This is a genomic window from Bacillus sp. 103mf, from assembly GCF_900116295.1.
Taxonomy (GTDB): domain Bacteria; phylum Bacillota; class Bacilli; order Bacillales; family Bacillaceae_G; genus Bacillus_A; species Bacillus_A bruguierae.
Window position 1 is genome coordinate 480,901 of the sequence record NZ_FPAF01000001.1, and the last position, 15,471, is coordinate 496,371.

General features: G+C 38.5%; 15 protein-coding genes. 4 read left to right on the top strand and 11 right to left on the bottom strand.

All coding sequences use genetic code 11. The annotated features are described in order from the left end of the window. The first annotated feature begins 30 nt into the window (after positions 1–30). The 4 genes from BM350_RS02305 (at position 31) to BM350_RS02320 (ending at position 2,409) form a co-directional block, all read left to right on the top strand. Complete coding sequence (locus BM350_RS02305) at positions 31–705, top strand: MOSC domain-containing protein (protein WP_090914449.1); 675 nt, start codon at positions 31–33, stop codon at positions 703–705. Between the two features lie 27 nt (positions 706–732). Beyond that, positions 733–987, top strand: coding sequence for a YbeF family protein (locus BM350_RS02310; RefSeq protein ID WP_090914447.1), 255 nt, complete (start codon positions 733–735; stop codon positions 985–987). 224 nt (positions 988–1,211) lie between these two features. Further along, the gene (locus BM350_RS02315; RefSeq protein ID WP_090914445.1) at positions 1,212–1,892 is read left to right on the top strand and encodes an HAD family hydrolase; all 681 of its coding nucleotides are present in this window, start codon (positions 1,212–1,214) and stop codon (positions 1,890–1,892) included. Positions 1,893–1,953: 61 nt separating this feature from the next. Beyond that, a complete protein-coding gene (locus BM350_RS02320) occupies positions 1,954–2,409 on the top strand; it encodes a hypothetical protein (RefSeq protein WP_090914443.1) in 456 nt (151 codons plus the stop codon). 316 nt (positions 2,410–2,725) lie between these two features. On the opposite strand, the gene pyrE is transcribed toward BM350_RS02320, so the two are convergent. The 11 genes from pyrE to BM350_RS02375 form a co-directional block, all read right to left on the bottom strand. Next, positions 2,726–3,358 carry an orotate phosphoribosyltransferase gene (gene pyrE / locus BM350_RS02325; protein ID WP_090914440.1) on the bottom strand — a complete coding sequence of 211 codons (633 nt, stop codon included), beginning with the start codon at positions 3,356–3,358 and terminating at the stop codon, positions 2,726–2,728. Continuing rightward, positions 3,355–4,071 carry an orotidine-5'-phosphate decarboxylase gene (gene pyrF, locus BM350_RS02330; protein WP_090914438.1) on the bottom strand — a complete coding sequence of 239 codons (717 nt, stop codon included), beginning with the start codon at positions 4,069–4,071 and terminating at the stop codon, positions 3,355–3,357. The genes pyrE and pyrF overlap by 4 nt, the downstream gene beginning before the upstream one ends. Before the next feature lie 2 nt (positions 4,072–4,073). Further along, a complete protein-coding gene (pyrD, locus tag BM350_RS02335; RefSeq protein WP_090914436.1) occupies positions 4,074–4,985 on the bottom strand; it encodes a dihydroorotate oxidase B catalytic subunit in 912 nt (303 codons plus the stop codon). After that, positions 4,982–5,761, bottom strand: coding sequence for a dihydroorotate oxidase B electron transfer subunit (gene pyrK / locus BM350_RS02340; protein ID WP_090914434.1), 780 nt, complete (start codon positions 5,759–5,761; stop codon positions 4,982–4,984). The genes pyrD and pyrK overlap by 4 nt, the downstream gene beginning before the upstream one ends. Continuing rightward, a complete protein-coding gene (gene carB, locus BM350_RS02345) occupies positions 5,758–8,976 on the bottom strand; it encodes a carbamoyl-phosphate synthase large subunit (protein WP_090914432.1) in 3,219 nt (1,072 codons plus the stop codon). The genes pyrK and carB overlap by 4 nt, the downstream gene beginning before the upstream one ends. Further along, on the bottom strand, positions 8,961–10,058 hold the full coding sequence (locus tag BM350_RS02350; protein WP_090914431.1) for a carbamoyl phosphate synthase small subunit: 1,098 nt from the start codon (positions 10,056–10,058) through the stop codon (positions 8,961–8,963). Before BM350_RS02350 ends, carB begins: the two co-directional genes overlap by 16 nt. Then, entirely contained in the window at positions 10,055–11,341 is a 1,287-nt protein-coding gene (pyrC, locus tag BM350_RS02355; protein ID WP_090914429.1) for a dihydroorotase, read from the bottom strand. Before pyrC ends, BM350_RS02350 begins: the two co-directional genes overlap by 4 nt. After that, complete coding sequence (locus tag BM350_RS02360; RefSeq protein WP_090914427.1) at positions 11,325–12,239, bottom strand: aspartate carbamoyltransferase catalytic subunit; 915 nt, start codon at positions 12,237–12,239, stop codon at positions 11,325–11,327. The genes pyrC and BM350_RS02360 overlap by 17 nt, the downstream gene beginning before the upstream one ends. A 148-nt stretch (positions 12,240–12,387) precedes the next feature. Next, positions 12,388–13,671: a solute carrier family 23 protein gene (locus tag BM350_RS02365; RefSeq protein ID WP_090914425.1), complete on the bottom strand. Its 1,284-nt coding sequence runs from the start codon at positions 13,669–13,671 to the stop codon at positions 12,388–12,390. Positions 13,672–13,818: 147 nt separating this feature from the next. Beyond that, on the bottom strand, positions 13,819–14,361 hold the full coding sequence (gene pyrR, locus BM350_RS02370; protein ID WP_090914423.1) for a bifunctional pyrimidine operon transcriptional regulator/uracil phosphoribosyltransferase: 543 nt from the start codon (positions 14,359–14,361) through the stop codon (positions 13,819–13,821). A gap of 198 nt (positions 14,362–14,559) precedes the next feature. Then, positions 14,560–15,468: an RluA family pseudouridine synthase gene (locus BM350_RS02375; protein WP_090914421.1), complete on the bottom strand. Its 909-nt coding sequence runs from the start codon at positions 15,466–15,468 to the stop codon at positions 14,560–14,562. Between the last annotated feature and the right edge of the window lie 3 nt (positions 15,469–15,471).

Consider the following 15,471-nt stretch of genomic DNA (forward strand, 5'->3'; position numbering starts at 1 on the left):
CATATACAATAACAGAAAGGAGTAATATTTATGCCACACATTATTTCCCTCAATATCGGAACACCGCAAAAATTACAGTTTCAAGGAAAAGAAATTGAAACCGGCCTCTTTAAAGCAAGTGTTAACAGACCGTTATATTTATCGACACTCAACTTCGAAGGCGACGGTCAAGCTGATTTAAAACACCACGGCGGAAAAGATAAAGCTGTTTGTATATATGCCCTTGAACATTATCCATATTGGGAACAAGAGCTAGCGCAGCAACTTCCATACGGGGCATTCGGAGAAAACTTAACAGTAACCGGATTACTGGAATCAGATGTATGCATTGGTGATATATATAAAATAGGTGAAGCGCTCGTTCAAGTAACGCAGCCGAGACAACCTTGCTATAAGTTATCTTATCGCTACGATCGAAAAGATTTCCCGCTTCTCGTGCAAAATACAGGATTTACTGGTTTTTACGTACGAGTGTTAGAGGAGGGAACTGTTTCCCCTTCTGATGAAATGAAGTTAATAGAACAAAATGAGCATCACATAACAATTGCCTTCGCAAACGAAATGATGCACCACGATAAACATAATATAAAAGGAATAAAGAGCATATTAGCAGTTGATTCTCTATCAGAAAGCTGGCGAAATACATTTACGAAGCGATTAGAAGGAAAAGAAACGAGTACAGAAAAGCGTCTGACAGGAAAATAACAAACTTATAGGAAAAGAGGACAGCGCATGAGTGAATTTATATTCGCATTACTTGTTTGTCCATTGCTTGTCTTTATTTTCTCTGTTATTGGTACACGGATTACGAGAACGTATTATGTGATGCCTATTATTACGTTTGCGATTTTTCTTATTTTCGCAGTAACCTTATTTAATCGATCATTTTTCTTTTGGGTCGGGATGTATAGTATTTTTTCATTTCTTGTTTCTTATATAACGCTATTATTTGTAAAGGGTGAAAAGGAAGTAGATAAAAAGCAATAACTATATGAATCTATTTTAATTTTTCGACATATAGATTGCTACTATGTAGAAGAGCATGCATTCACTTTCTCCTTTTGTTTGAACTTCGCATGTGGTAGAAAAAGGCCCTGACCGCTTCTATACACGGCTAGATGTACTCGCCCACTGAAAAAGAATGGTTTTATGTCGCTTTTTTATTTGGATTTATATATAACTTTTATTCCATTTTTTAAGGAGCACTATTCATGATTTTCTTTGATATTGATGGTACTTTACTTGATTATGAACTTGCTGAAAGAAATGGTATTCTTGACTTCTTTCGTGAGCATAGTCACATTTTTTCTGGTGAGGAACTCGAAGCTAGCAAACTATGGAATCAACTCTCAGAACGATACTTCAATCAATTTTTATGTAATAAACTATCATTTCAAGAACAAAAAAGGTTCAGAATGATAGGCCTTTTTCAAAAGTATGGCGTACTCTTAACAAACGAAGAAGCTGATCAGAAATTCAACTTATATTTATCCTTATATAAAGAAAACTGGGTAGTGTATGAAGATGTAATGGATGTATTAGATACTTTAAAGCAAAAAGGTTATCTAATGGGAATTATTAGTAATGGAGATTATGATCAACAAATTGAAAAACTAAGTCGGTTAAACATCTTACATTATTTTAATCCAATCATCACCTCTAGTAGAGTAGGGGTCATAAAACCAAATATAGCTATCTTTCAAGTGGCTAGTATGAAAGCAAAATCCCCAATTCAAGATTGCTATTATATAGGAGACAGATTAGAAACAGATGCCCTAAGTAGTAAAAATGCTGGTATGCATGGAATATGGTTAGATCGATGTAATAAAAAACAACAATGCAGTGTTCCAACTATACAATCGTTGTATGAGCTAATTCATATACTTACATAAACGCCCTAGTACGAATACTTAGACTATCTATTATAAAACAATAAAAGAAAGGAACAAGCATATGTCCTTATTATTAGAATTTCTAGTCCCTCTCATTTTTGTTTGTTGCATCTTCTTTTTAGCATTTGCATGGGATAAAACCGAGCAATTTCTTAATACAACAATTTTAAAAAGGCTTAGTGAAAAGTGGAGAAAGGTCATCTTAACAGCCATGACCATCTTCTTCGAATTACTAGTAATCTGGCGCTTCTCAGTTTTTTTTAAAGTATCTGCCTTAGAAAGTTTAGTGATGGGAAGTATTTTATTATTATGTTGCATTTGGCTCATTCCATATTTCGTTACCATTCAAAGAAACAATACTAAAATTTTTGATAAATATCATAGCGGCGGTGTGGATTTAGGATCAGTAGCAGTATTCCGTCTTTCTTTAAATCCTCCTGTATTAGGAACGATTATTTTATCAACTGTAAGTATTGGTGTTGGCATATTTTATTACCTACCTTATTTTTTACAATAAGAATGTTAGATAATAATTACTGGACCTCTCTTCTATTTTCTCTAAATTTTGAGAAAAGGAGCGATACTTTAGTCTATCAATATATAAATACATTTTAACTTTTTGACATATAAATTACGGCTATGCAGAAAAATGATTCTGCGCTCACTTTCTTTGTTTGAACATCACTTGCGGCAGAAAAAGGACCTGACCGCTTCTACGCATGGCCAGACGCTCTCACCCACCTAAAAAAGAGTTTTTATGTCGGTTTTTTAATTTGTATTAATATAAAGAAAACACGACCGAGTTTCCCCCCACGGTCGTGTTTTCTTTATCATTACGCTGTAATCCAAGCCTCATCAGATGGATTTTTGCGCCATTCTTGTAGTTTCTTTGTTTCTGCTTCGCCAATCATACCTTTTTCTGCAGCTACTTCTGTAAGTGCAGTGTAGTCGCTTAAAGAGTATGATGCAACGTTTGCTGCTGCTAATTTTTCTTTTCCTGCTTCCAGTTCGTATGTGAAGATTGATACGATTCCTAATACTTCACAACCAGCTTCACGAAGTGCCTCTACACAAGTGATTGCACTACCGCCAGTTGAGATTAAATCTTCTACTACGACAACTTTTTGGCCTTTTTCTGCTTTACCTTCGATCTGGTTTCCTTTACCATGACCTTTTGCCTTGCTGCGTACATAACACATTGGTAAGTTCATACGATCGCTTACCCAAGCAGCGTGCGCAATACCTGCTGTTGCTGTGCCTGCAATAACTTCTACAGATGGGAAGTGTGTTTGAATTAATTCTTCTAATCCTGCAGCAATCGCCCCGCGTACTTCTGGGTATGATAACGTTAAACGGTTATCACAATAAATTGGTGATTTCATGCCAGAAGACCATGTAAATGGATCATTTGGTTGTAAGAATACTGCTCCGATATCTAATAAATGAGATGCAATTTGTTTTTTCATATTGTTACACCCTCCCACTGTTCTTTTACAATTCGATACGCCTCTAGCGGATTTTCTGCTTTTGTAATACTACGTCCTACTACGATATAACTAGAGCCTAGTTCACGTGCACGTTTTGGCGTTGCTACGCGCACTTGGTCATTTACATCGTCGCTTGCAAGACGAATCCCCGGTGTTACTGTTACGAAAGCGTCTCCGCATACTTCGCGTAGTTTTGGTACTTCAAGTGTTGAACAAACAACGCCGTCCAAACCGCTTTCTTTTGTTAATTTCGCATAGTGAGCAACCGCTTCTTCTAACGTTTTCTCAATGCCGATCTCTTTTTTCATTACTTCTTCCGATGTGCTTGTTAGTTGTGTAACTGCGATACAAATCGGTCTCTCTTTTCCTTCTTTCGTACCTTCCTCTAATCCCTCAAGCGCATATTTCATCATGCGGCTTCCCCCAGCAGCATGAACGTTTACCATATCAACTTCTAAACTAGCTAAATTGCGCATTGCACTTTTTACTGTGTTCGGAATATCATGAAGTTTCAAATCTAGAAAAATTTGATGTCCTTTTTCTTTAAGATACGTGATAATAGCAGGTCCCTCTTTATAAAACAGTTCCATACCAACTTTGACAAATAATTGTTCCCCTTCAAAGTGACTTAAAAACTGTTCAACCTCTGCTTTACCTGGAAAATCCAGTGCAACAATTAAAGATTGTGACATGTTTACTTCCAGCTCCTTCCCTGACATTCCGAAATATGTTCAAATCCTAATTCATCTAAAAGCGCTGGTAATTCTTCAATAATTGTTGGACAGACAAATGGATCAACGAAGTTTGCTGTTCCAACTGCTACTGCACTTGCACCAGCGTAGAAGAACTCAATTACATCTTCCGCCGATTCAATACCGCCCATTCCGATAATCGGAATGTTAACAGCTTGACTCACTTCGTGCACCATGCGAATTGCCACTGGCTTAATCGCTGGTCCAGATAATCCGCCTGTACGGTTTGCTAAAATTGGTTTTGCTGTTTTTATATCTAAACGCATACCAAGCAATGTATTAATCATCGTTAATCCGTCTGCTCCCGCGTTTTCAATTGCTTTTGCAATCTCAACAATGTTTGCAACGTTTGGTGATAGCTTTACGTATACCGGAACTTCAGATACTTCTTTTACACGTTTCGTTAAATCTGCAGCAATTTCTGGTACGGTACCGAAAGCAATCCCACCTGTCTTCACATTCGGACAAGAAATATTTAACTCTAATGCATGAACATTCGGTGCTTTTGAAATTTCTTTCGCAACTGCCACATAATCTTCAGCTTGTGATCCAGCAACGTTCGCAATAATAGGTACATCAAACTGCTCAAGCCATGGTAATTCTTCGTTCACGACTTTTTCTAGCCCTGGGTTTTGTAAACCAATTGCATTTAACATACCAGCAGGTGTTTCAGCAACACGCGGCGTTGGATTTCCAAAACGCGGTTGTTCTGTTGTCGCTTTAATCATGATTGATCCAAGTACGCTTAAATCGTAGAGCTTTGCAAATTCACGGCCAAATCCGAAGCAACCAGATGCCGGGATGATTGGGTTTTTTAATGTTAAGCCTGGTAAGTCAACTTGCAATCTGTTCATAGTACAACCTCCCCGATTGGAAATACTGGTCCGTCGCTGCACACCTTCTTATAGGAATAGCCAGTTGGATCTTCTTGCAGATGACATACGCACGCAAAACATGCTCCAATGCCGCAGCCCATACGTTCTTCAAGTGAAATGTACGCTTTTTTCTCTTTATAGCGCCCTTCTAGTGCACGTAGCATTGCCAGCGGTCCACATGAGTAAAGAATGTCAAAGTCAATTCCATATGCATCAATTACATCTGTTACAAATCCTTTTGTACCATGTGTACCGTCTACTGTCGCAACGTACGTATCACCAAGTTCTGCAAATTTTTCTTCGTAGAAAACGACATCTTTTGACTGAAAACCTAAGATGTGGATGACACGAACGCCTTTTGCTGTAAGACGCTGTGATAATTCATATAGCGGTGGTACACCAATTCCGCCTCCTACTAAAAGAGCTGTTTGTCCCGACTTTGCTTCTTGCACCGGAAAACCGTTACCTAATGGACCTAATACATCAACCATTTCACCTTGTTTCTTTTGTGACAACGTTTTTGTTCCTTGTCCTTCTGCACGGTATAGCATTGTAAATTCGTTTTTCTCTTGATCTACATTACAAATACTAATCGGGCGGCGCAGCAGAGGCGCATTGCCCTCTGCTACTTTAATGTGTACAAATTGCCCTGGCTCGTTCATGTGCTGTACTAAATCACCTTGAAGTACGAGTTCGTAAATATTTTTTGCGATTTCTTTTTGGTTAACGACGATCATGTTTTGCTTTTGCATCATGCATGTACCACCTCGTGACGCTCAGCCCCCGCAAATTCTTTCATTGCGTGAGCCGAAAATGTCATAGATTCAAGTACGCGTAAAATTGCTCTTGTTGTATCTAATGATGTTAAGCATGCCACACCATTTTCTACAGACTCACGACGAATACGGAAGCCATCACGCGCTGGTTGTTTTCCTTTTGTTAATGTGTTAATAACAAATTGTGCTTTTCCTTGGCGAATAATATCAAGCAAGTTGTAGTCTTCAGAATCAATTTTGTTTACAACTTGAACTGGAACGCCTTGGTCAGTTAATGATTTTGCAGTTCCTGCTGTCGCTAATAAGTTATAGCCAATTTCATGGAATCGTTTTGCGATTTCTAGTGCTTCTTCTTTATCTTTATCTGCTACTGTGATGATTACAGATCCGTGCGTTGGAATATTGATTCCAGCAGCAACAAGTCCTTTATATAATGCTTTTTCAAGCGTTAAGTCTTTACCCATTACTTCCCCTGTTGATTTCATTTCAGGCCCTAATGTTGTATCAACAGAACGTAGTTTCGCAAAAGAGAATACCGGTGCTTTTACATACACTTCTTTCTCTTCTGGGCGATATCCAGTTTCATATCCTTGTTCTACAAGATTTTGACCTAATATAACTTTTGTTGCGATATTCGCCATCGGTACACCTGTAATTTTACTTAAGAATGGTACTGTACGGCTCGCACGTGGGTTTACTTCAATTACATACACTTCGTCTTTGAATACTACAAACTGGATATTCAGTAATCCAACAATGTTTAATCCTCTTCCAAGTGCAATTGTATTTTCGATAATTTGTTCTTTCAGTTTTGCAGATAAGCTTTGCGGTGGGTATACTCCAATTGAGTCACCAGAGTGAACTCCAGCGCGTTCAATATGTTCCATAATACCTGGAATGAATACATTTTCACCGTCTGAAATTGCATCTACTTCAATTTCTTTCCCAACCATGTAGCGGTCAATTAATACTGGATGATCCGCATGAACTTTAACCGCATTTTTCATGTAGTGCAGTAGTTCTTCTTGACGATATACGATTTCCATCGCACGCCCACCTAGTACGTAAGATGGTCTTACTAATACTGGGTAACCAATTTCTTCAGCGATTGCTACCGCTTGTTCTACAGTTGTTGCTGTTTTTCCAACTGGCTGTGGAATACCTAAATCTGTTAAAGCTGCTTCAAATTTATCACGGTCTTCTGCGCGATCTAAATCTTCTAGCGATGTACCTAAAATTTTCACGCCGCGCTCTTGTAATTTTGCCGCTAAGTTAATTGCTGTTTGACCACCAAATTGAACGATTACGCCTTCTGGTTGTTCTAAATCGATGATGTGCATTACATCTTCAATTGTAAGTGGTTCAAAATATAATTTATCTGAAATACTAAAGTCTGTTGAAACTGTTTCTGGGTTATTATTTATAATAATTGCTTCGTAACCAGCTTCTTTAATTGCCCATACAGAATGAACTGTTGCATAGTCAAACTCGACACCTTGACCGATGCGAATTGGACCAGAACCAAGAACGACTACACTTTTACGCTCTGTAACGATTGATTCGTTTTCATCGCCATATGTGCTGTAGTAGTAAGGCGTTGCAGATTCAAATTCCGCCGCACATGTATCTACCATTTTGAATACTGGTGTCATGCTGTTTTCTTTACGCATATCGTAAATTTCACGCTCTGTTTTATTCCAAGCAGCTGCGATATAATGATCACTGAATCCCATTGCTTTTGCTTCTTGTAATACTTCCATATCGCCTATATGGTTTTTAACGTTATGCTCCATGTTTACGATATTTTCAACTTTTTGTAAGAAGAAGAAGTCCATTTCACACCATGCATTAATTTCTTCTTTCGTTACACCTTGACGAATCGCTTCTGCTACAACGAACAGACGCTCATCATCTGCTTTCATAATACGTTTTTTCATTGTGTCTTTATCAAGTTCTTTTAGGTGATCAAGCTCTAAATGATAAATACCAAGCTCTAAAGAACGAACCGCTTTTAATAGCGATTCTTCTAAATTACGACCGATTGACATGACTTCCCCAGTCGCTTTCATTTGTGTACCAAGCGTTCTGTTTGCTGATTCAAATTTATCAAATGGCCAGCGTGGAATTTTAGAAACAACATAGTCTAATGCTGGTTCGAAACATGCATATGTTTTTTGTGTAACCGGGTTTACAATCTCATCAAGCGTTAAGCCGACTGCAATTTTCGCTGCCAATTTTGCAATTGGATATCCTGTTGCTTTTGATGCTAATGCAGATGAACGACTTACACGTGGATTTACTTCGATTACATAGTATTGGAAACTATGCGGATCAAGTGCAAGCTGAACGTTACATCCACCTTCAATTCCAAGTGCACGAATAATTCTTAATGAAGTATTACGTAACATTTGATATTCGCGGTCACTTAATGTTTGGCTCGGCGCTATAACGATCGAATCCCCTGTATGCACACCAACTGGGTCAATGTTTTCCATATTACATACTACAATGGCATTATCGTTTGCATCACGCATTACTTCATATTCAATCTCTTTAAAACCAGCGATACTTTTTTCTAATAGACATTGTGTTACTGGGCTATGTTTTAGACCGCTTGTTACAGTTTCAATTAACTCTTCTTCATTATGGCAAATACCACCGCCAGTTCCGCCTAGCGTAAATGCAGGGCGAACAATTACTGGATAGCCAATTTCTTTTACAAATTCATATGCTTCATCAAGCGTATGAATAATTTCACTTGGTGGTACTGGTTCGTTTAAGTCTTGCATTAATGTACGGAATAAATCGCGATCTTCCGCTTGCTCAATTGCTGATAATTTCGTTCCTAAAATTTCAACTCCGCACTCTTCAAGTACACCTGATTTTGCAAGTTCAACAGCCATGTTTAGTCCTGTTTGTCCGCCAAGTGTTGGCAAGATTGCATCTGGGCGCTCTTTACGAATAATGCGGCTTACAAATTCTAATGTTAATGGTTCAATGTATACTTTATCTGCTGTTGCAGTATCAGTCATAATTGTTGCTGGGTTAGAGTTTACAAGAATTACTTTGTAACCTTCTTCTTTAAGAGATTGACAAGCTTGCGTTCCAGAGTAGTCAAACTCCGCTGCTTGCCCGATTACAATAGGTCCTGATCCGATTACTAAAATTGTGTTAATGTCTAGGCGTTTTGGCATAACTCTTCCCCTTCTTTCTTAAAGTTTTCAATCATTGTTAAGAAGTCTTCAAATAAGTTGTTTGCATCTTCTGGTCCTGCTGATGCTTCTGGATGATATTGCACTGTAAATGCTGGGAACTTCGTATGGCGAAGACCTTCTACTGTACCATCATTTAATGCAACATGTGTAATTTCAAGATCGGTATTTACTACGGACTCTTCTTCTACTGCATATCCGTGGTTTTGAGATGTAATGGCAACTTTTCCAGTTTCAAGATGTTTTACAGGATGATTTAAACCACGGTGACCAAATTTTAATTTGATTGTATTTGCACCAGATGCTAGTGCAAATAATTGATGTCCAAGACAAATTCCAAACAATGGTACTTTTCCAAGGATTCCTTTAATCATTTCAATTGCTTCTGGTACATCTTTTGGATCCCCAGGTCCGTTACTTAACATGATACCGTCTGGATTTAATCGTAAAATTTCTTCTGCCGTTGTGTTATATGGTACAACGATTACGTCACAATCACGCTTATTTAGCTCACGTAAAATTCCGTGCTTCATACCAAAGTCAACAAGTACAACACGGTAACCGCGTCCTGGGCTTGGGTACGGATCTTTTGTAGACACACGTTTTACATGATCAGTAAATACTGTTGCTTTTAATTGACTTACAACATACTCTACATCTGCATCCATGTTACAAAGACGTCCGCGTAGTGTTCCGTATTGACGAATTTTTCGTGTTAGTTTTCGTGTATCAATACCAGCTAAACCTGGAATATTTCTTTCTTTTAAATATTGGTCTAATGTTAACTCATTACGGAAGTTAGATGGATGATCGCATATTTCATTTACAATTAATCCGTGTACAGATGGTTGAATAGATTCAAAATCGTCACGGTTAATACCGTAGTTTCCAATTAACGGATACGTAAATGTTACGATTTGACCGCAGTAAGATGGATCAGATAAAGTCTCTTGGTATCCTGTCATTCCTGTTGTGAATACCACTTCACCTGATTTTTCAATTTCTCCGCCGAAACCTTTTCCAATTAAAATTGTTCCATCTTCTAAGATAAGCTGTCTTTTCATACTAATGCACTCTCCTTTTGCCATGCGATCTTACCGCCAACTAATGTCATCATCGGCCATCCTTGACATTTCCAGCCCGTAAATGGCGTATTTTTTCCTTTTGATAAGAATGTTGCTGGATCAATCTTTTCTTCTTGTTCTAAATCGATAATTGTAATATCAGCCGCTCTTCCTTCTTTCAGTCGGCCTGCTTCTAAACCAAATGTGTCAGCTGGTTTTTCTGTTAAGAATTGAATTAACTGTTCTAATGTGATAATTCCTTTTTTCACAAGGTTTGTATATAGTAGTGAGAATGCTGTTTCAAAACCAGTAATTCCAAATGGAGCTCTTTCAATACCTTGTGCTTTTTCTTCCGCTGCATGCGGTGCATGATCTGTTGCGATTATATCGATTGTTCCATCTAATAATCCTTCAATTAATGCTTCTTGATCCTCTTTTCCACGAAGTGGTGGATTCATTTTAAAGTTTGGATCAGCTGATGGGATATCATCTTCACATAATACTAAGTGATGCGGTGTTACTTCTGCTGTTACTTTAATTCCAGCACGTTTTGCATCACGAATCACTCGTACAGATCCTTTTGTACTTACGTGACATACGTGATAGTGGCAATCCGCCGCTTCCGCAAGTAATATGTCCCGGGCAATATGTACAGATTCACATACTGATGGGATACCGTTTAATCCGTGTTTCTCAGAAAACTTCCCTTCGTGTACACACCCTTTATTAATTAACGTATTTTCTTCACAGTGTGCAACAACTGCCATATTTAATTTTGCTGCACGCTTCATTGCTGCCAGCATCATACTTGCATCTTGTACTCCTACTCCATCATCAGTAAACGCGAATGCACCAAGTTCTTTTAATGTTTCAAAGTCTGTCATTTCGGAACCTGCTTGGCGTACTGTAATAGCGCCATATGGCAGTACATTTACATGTGCTTTTTCTTGAATTCGTTTTTGCAAATCTTCCATATGTTCTTTACTATCTGGTACAGGGCGCGTATTTGGCATTGCACAAATTGTTGTAAATCCACCTTTTGCTGCTGCAAGTGTTCCTGTTTCAATCGTTTCTTTATGTTCACCACCTGGTTCGCGAAGGTGTACGTGTACATCAATTAACCCAGGTGCAATTAATTTTCCGGTTACATCAATTACTTCTACATTTTCAGCAGTGATGCTTTCTGCTACTTTCGCAATTTTACCATCTTGTACGAGAAGGTCTGTTGTGACGATATTTCCCTCTTCATTTACATAGCGACCATTTTTAAACAAATAATTCATGTTTCATTCCTCCTAATACATTTGGTAGTGCGCGTTTTAATACAGCCATTCTTACATAAACACCGTTTTCCATCTGTTTAAAGATGCGTGAACGCTCACACTCGACAAGCTCACTCGCAATTTCTACATCACGGTTCACAGGTGCTGGGTGCATAATAATGCTACCTGGCTTCATGCGTTTCTCACGTTCGATCGTTAAACCGTGCTCTTCATGATACTCTTTCATAATGTCTGTTTCATAATGATTATGACGCTCATGCTGCACGCGTAGTAACATCATTACATCCACTTCTGGAACTAGTTCATCTAATGCTTTGTACGTTCCAAATGTGTTCGTTTCGTCTTTCCATTCTTCTGGACTTGCAAAACAAACGGTTGCTCCTAATTTCGTTAACGCCTCTGCATTTGAACGTGCTACTCGGCTATGACTGATATCTCCAACAATTGCCACTTTCAGTCCTTCAAATGTTCCAAATTCTTGTTTTATCGTTAGTAGATCAAGCAAACATTGCGTTGGATGATTTCCACATCCATCACCTGCATTTAAGATTGGAATATTTACTTGTTCTCTAAGCTCGTCGAAATAACGATCTTGTTCGTGGCGGATGACAACAGCTCTTGTTCCTATCGATTCTAGTGTTTTTACCGTATCGTACAATGTTTCTCCTTTTTGTACGCTAGAAGATTCTGCTGAAAAGTTGAGAACATCAAGTCCTAAACGCTTTTCTGCTACTTCAAAGCTAAAACGTGTTCTCGTGCTATTCTCAAAGAATAAGTTTGCAACAAATGTTTGCTCTGTCGCTTTTATATTCTTTCCGTTCGCGAAATCTTCTGCATCTTTTAGGATTTCTGAAATCTCCTGCTCCGATAACTCACTCATCGTTAACAAATGGTTCATTGTCATCCCTCATCTTTCTGATTTTTATGATAACACTTTTGAATTTATATAATATTTTTTGCATAAAAATACCCTAGCCGTGTGAGACTAGGGTGTAACAAACTACACACCCTTTTCCGTCTCACAGGACTGAATTAAAAGGCTGTCTTTATGAAGCAATTTGCTTTGATTGTTTTTTCGTTTTTATTTCAGGTAAAACTAGATTTAACAGTACTCCCACCATTGCCGCAAGAGCCATACCTTCCATCTGAAAAGACTGACCAATATGAAGCACTGCACCGCCGATGCCAATGACTAGTATAACAGATGCAATCATTAGATTACGTTTATCTCCAAAATCTATTTTCTCATCTACTAACATACGTAAACCGCTTGATGCAATAACACCGAAGAGCAAGATTGATACACCGCCCATTACCGGCGTTGGAATCGAATGGATAAGTGCTGAGATTTTCCCAATAAATCCGAAGATAATTGCAAATATTGCTGATCCGACAAACAAGTACACGCTGTATGCTCTAGTGATCGCAAGTACCCCAATATTTTCACCATACGTTGTATTTGGTGGTCCTCCAATTGTGGACGCGATAAATGTCGCAATGCCGTCTCCCATAATAGAGCGATGCAAACCTGGTTTTTCAATCAAGTCTCTATTTACAACATTTCCAAGTACAATTTGATGTCCGATATGTTCTGAAATTGTTACGACTGCAACTGGTACCATTACTAGTACGATTTTCCACGAGAACTCCGGTGTATATGTGACAAATGGTACTACGAAGTCCGGTACTTCGAACCACTTTGCTTCTACCACTGGTTTCAAATCGACTAAGCCTTGGAAGTAAGCAAAGATATAACCACCTATAATTCCAATTAAAACTGGTATGATGCTAAGGAAGCCTCTTCCAAAAATCGAGCAGATGATTGTAATTGCTAATGTTACGAGTGCAACGGAAAAGTGTGTAAAGCTATATTTTCCATCTGCATTATTCATTGCCATATTTACCGCTGTATGTGCAAGCCCAAGTCCAATTACCATAACAACTGGACCAACTACAATTGGAGGTAAGAGATTCATAATCCAGTTTGATCCAGACTTTTTAATTCCAAGTGCGATTAACATGTAGACAAGACCGGCTAGCATTCCGCCGAGCATAGCTGCTCCTGGGCCACCTGCTGCTTTTGCTGTAATAATCGGTGCAATGAATGCAAACGATGATCCGAGGTAAGCAGGCACTTGTCCTTTCGTCACAAGCAAGAATGCTAGCGTTCCTAATCCACTTGAAATTAAAGCAACTGCTGGACTTAATCCTGTTAAGAATGGAACAAGCACCGTTGCCCCAAACATTGCGAATAAATGTTGTATACTTAACAATAACCATTTCCCTGGTTTCGGTACTTCATGAATGTCTAACACTGGCTTTTGTTCCATTGTTATCTCCTCCTCCAATGTTGGAAACTTACAATAAAAAAACTCTTTGCGCCTATGCACAAAGAGTCCTATACTTACGTATGTCAAATTAGACATATGAAAGTCAAGACCCTTTGGCAGCCTCACAGGACTACATTTAAAAGGGCTTTATTTTTCGTATATGCTTACTCGATCTTGTTTATCTGTTTCTTGAAGGTCTACTTCAATACGTTCTTCGCTTGATGTTGGAATATTTTTCCCTACATAATCAGCGCGAATTGGCAGTTCACGGTGACCTCTATCTACAAGAACAGCTAGCTGAATTTGTGATGGTCTACCGATGTCCATTAATGCATCCATAGCAGCTCGCACTGTTCTTCCCGTATATAATACGTCATCAACAAGAATAACTTTTTTATTTGTGATGTCAACAGGAATGTCTGAACCTTTTACAAGCGGTTCTTTGTTTTTAGATTGCAAAGTCAAATCATCACGATATAATGTAATGTCTAATTCACCGACAGCTATTTCTTTTCCTTCAATTTGACCAATTCGTTCTGCTAAGCGCTGTGCAATGAAAATACCGCGTGTTTTAATCCCAACTAGAACACAATTTTCAACACCCTTATTGCGTTCCACAATTTCATGACTAATACGTGTTAAAGCGCGGCGAATCATTTGATCATCTAGTACCACTGCTTTTTCATTCATGTTCTTCACCTCCAGGCTTTTTTCTTGCGTGAGAGGAATGGTATAAAAAAACCTCTCGTCGTGTGCGAGAGGGTTTTCTGAAAAAGGGTATAAATACCCTACTTATTTCAAACCGTTACCTTCTCAACCTCACGGGGTTGTGTTAAAGGACTTATTCAACTGCTGTTATTATGTCAGTTTTTATAACGATTGTCAATATTATTTTCGTAAATCATTTAGAAGATCTGTAAAGAGTTGTGGAACTGGTGCTTCAAATTCTAAATATTCACCTGTGCGCGGGTGAATGAAACCCAAAATACCTGCATGCAGTGCTTGACCATTTATATCAAATGTTTTCTTTGGACCATATTTTGGGTCACCTGCAAGTGGATATCCAATATATTTCATATGTACACGAATTTGATGCGTGCGGCCTGTTTCTAATTGACACTCCACATGAGTGAAATTATTAAAACGTTCTAGTACACGGAAATGAGTCACAGCATGTTTTCCCTTTTCATCAACGGTCATACTTTGACGATCTTGTTTATCACGACCAATTGGAGCATCAATTGTTCCTTTGTCATGCGGGATAACACCGTGAACAATCGCTTGATAACGTCTCGTTACCGTTTTCTCTACAAGCTGATTGACAAGTGCCTCATGTGCCATATCGTTTTTTGCCACCATCAATAACCCAGATGTATCTTTATCAATGCGATGCACAATCCCTGGGCGCATTACGCCGTTAATACCTGATAAATCTTTACAGTGATACATTAAGCCGTTCACTAACGTACCGCTCGTATGCCCTGGTGCTGGGTGTACAACCATGCCACGTGGCTTGTTTACAACAAGCACATCACTATCTTCATAGTAGATCTCTAAATTCATATCTTCTGGAAGAATATCTAATGACTCCGGTTCTGGAATGGTAACTGTAATTTCATCATTTGTTTTTACTTTATAATTCCCTTTAACGTCTTTACCATTTACCGTTACAACACCATCTTTAATCCATTGCTGTACTTGTGAACGAGACCATTCATTGTTCACCCCAGCAACAAATTTGTCAATCCGTTCATTCTTTTGCTCTTCTATAACTGTTACTTGTACTACTTCGCTCATTAT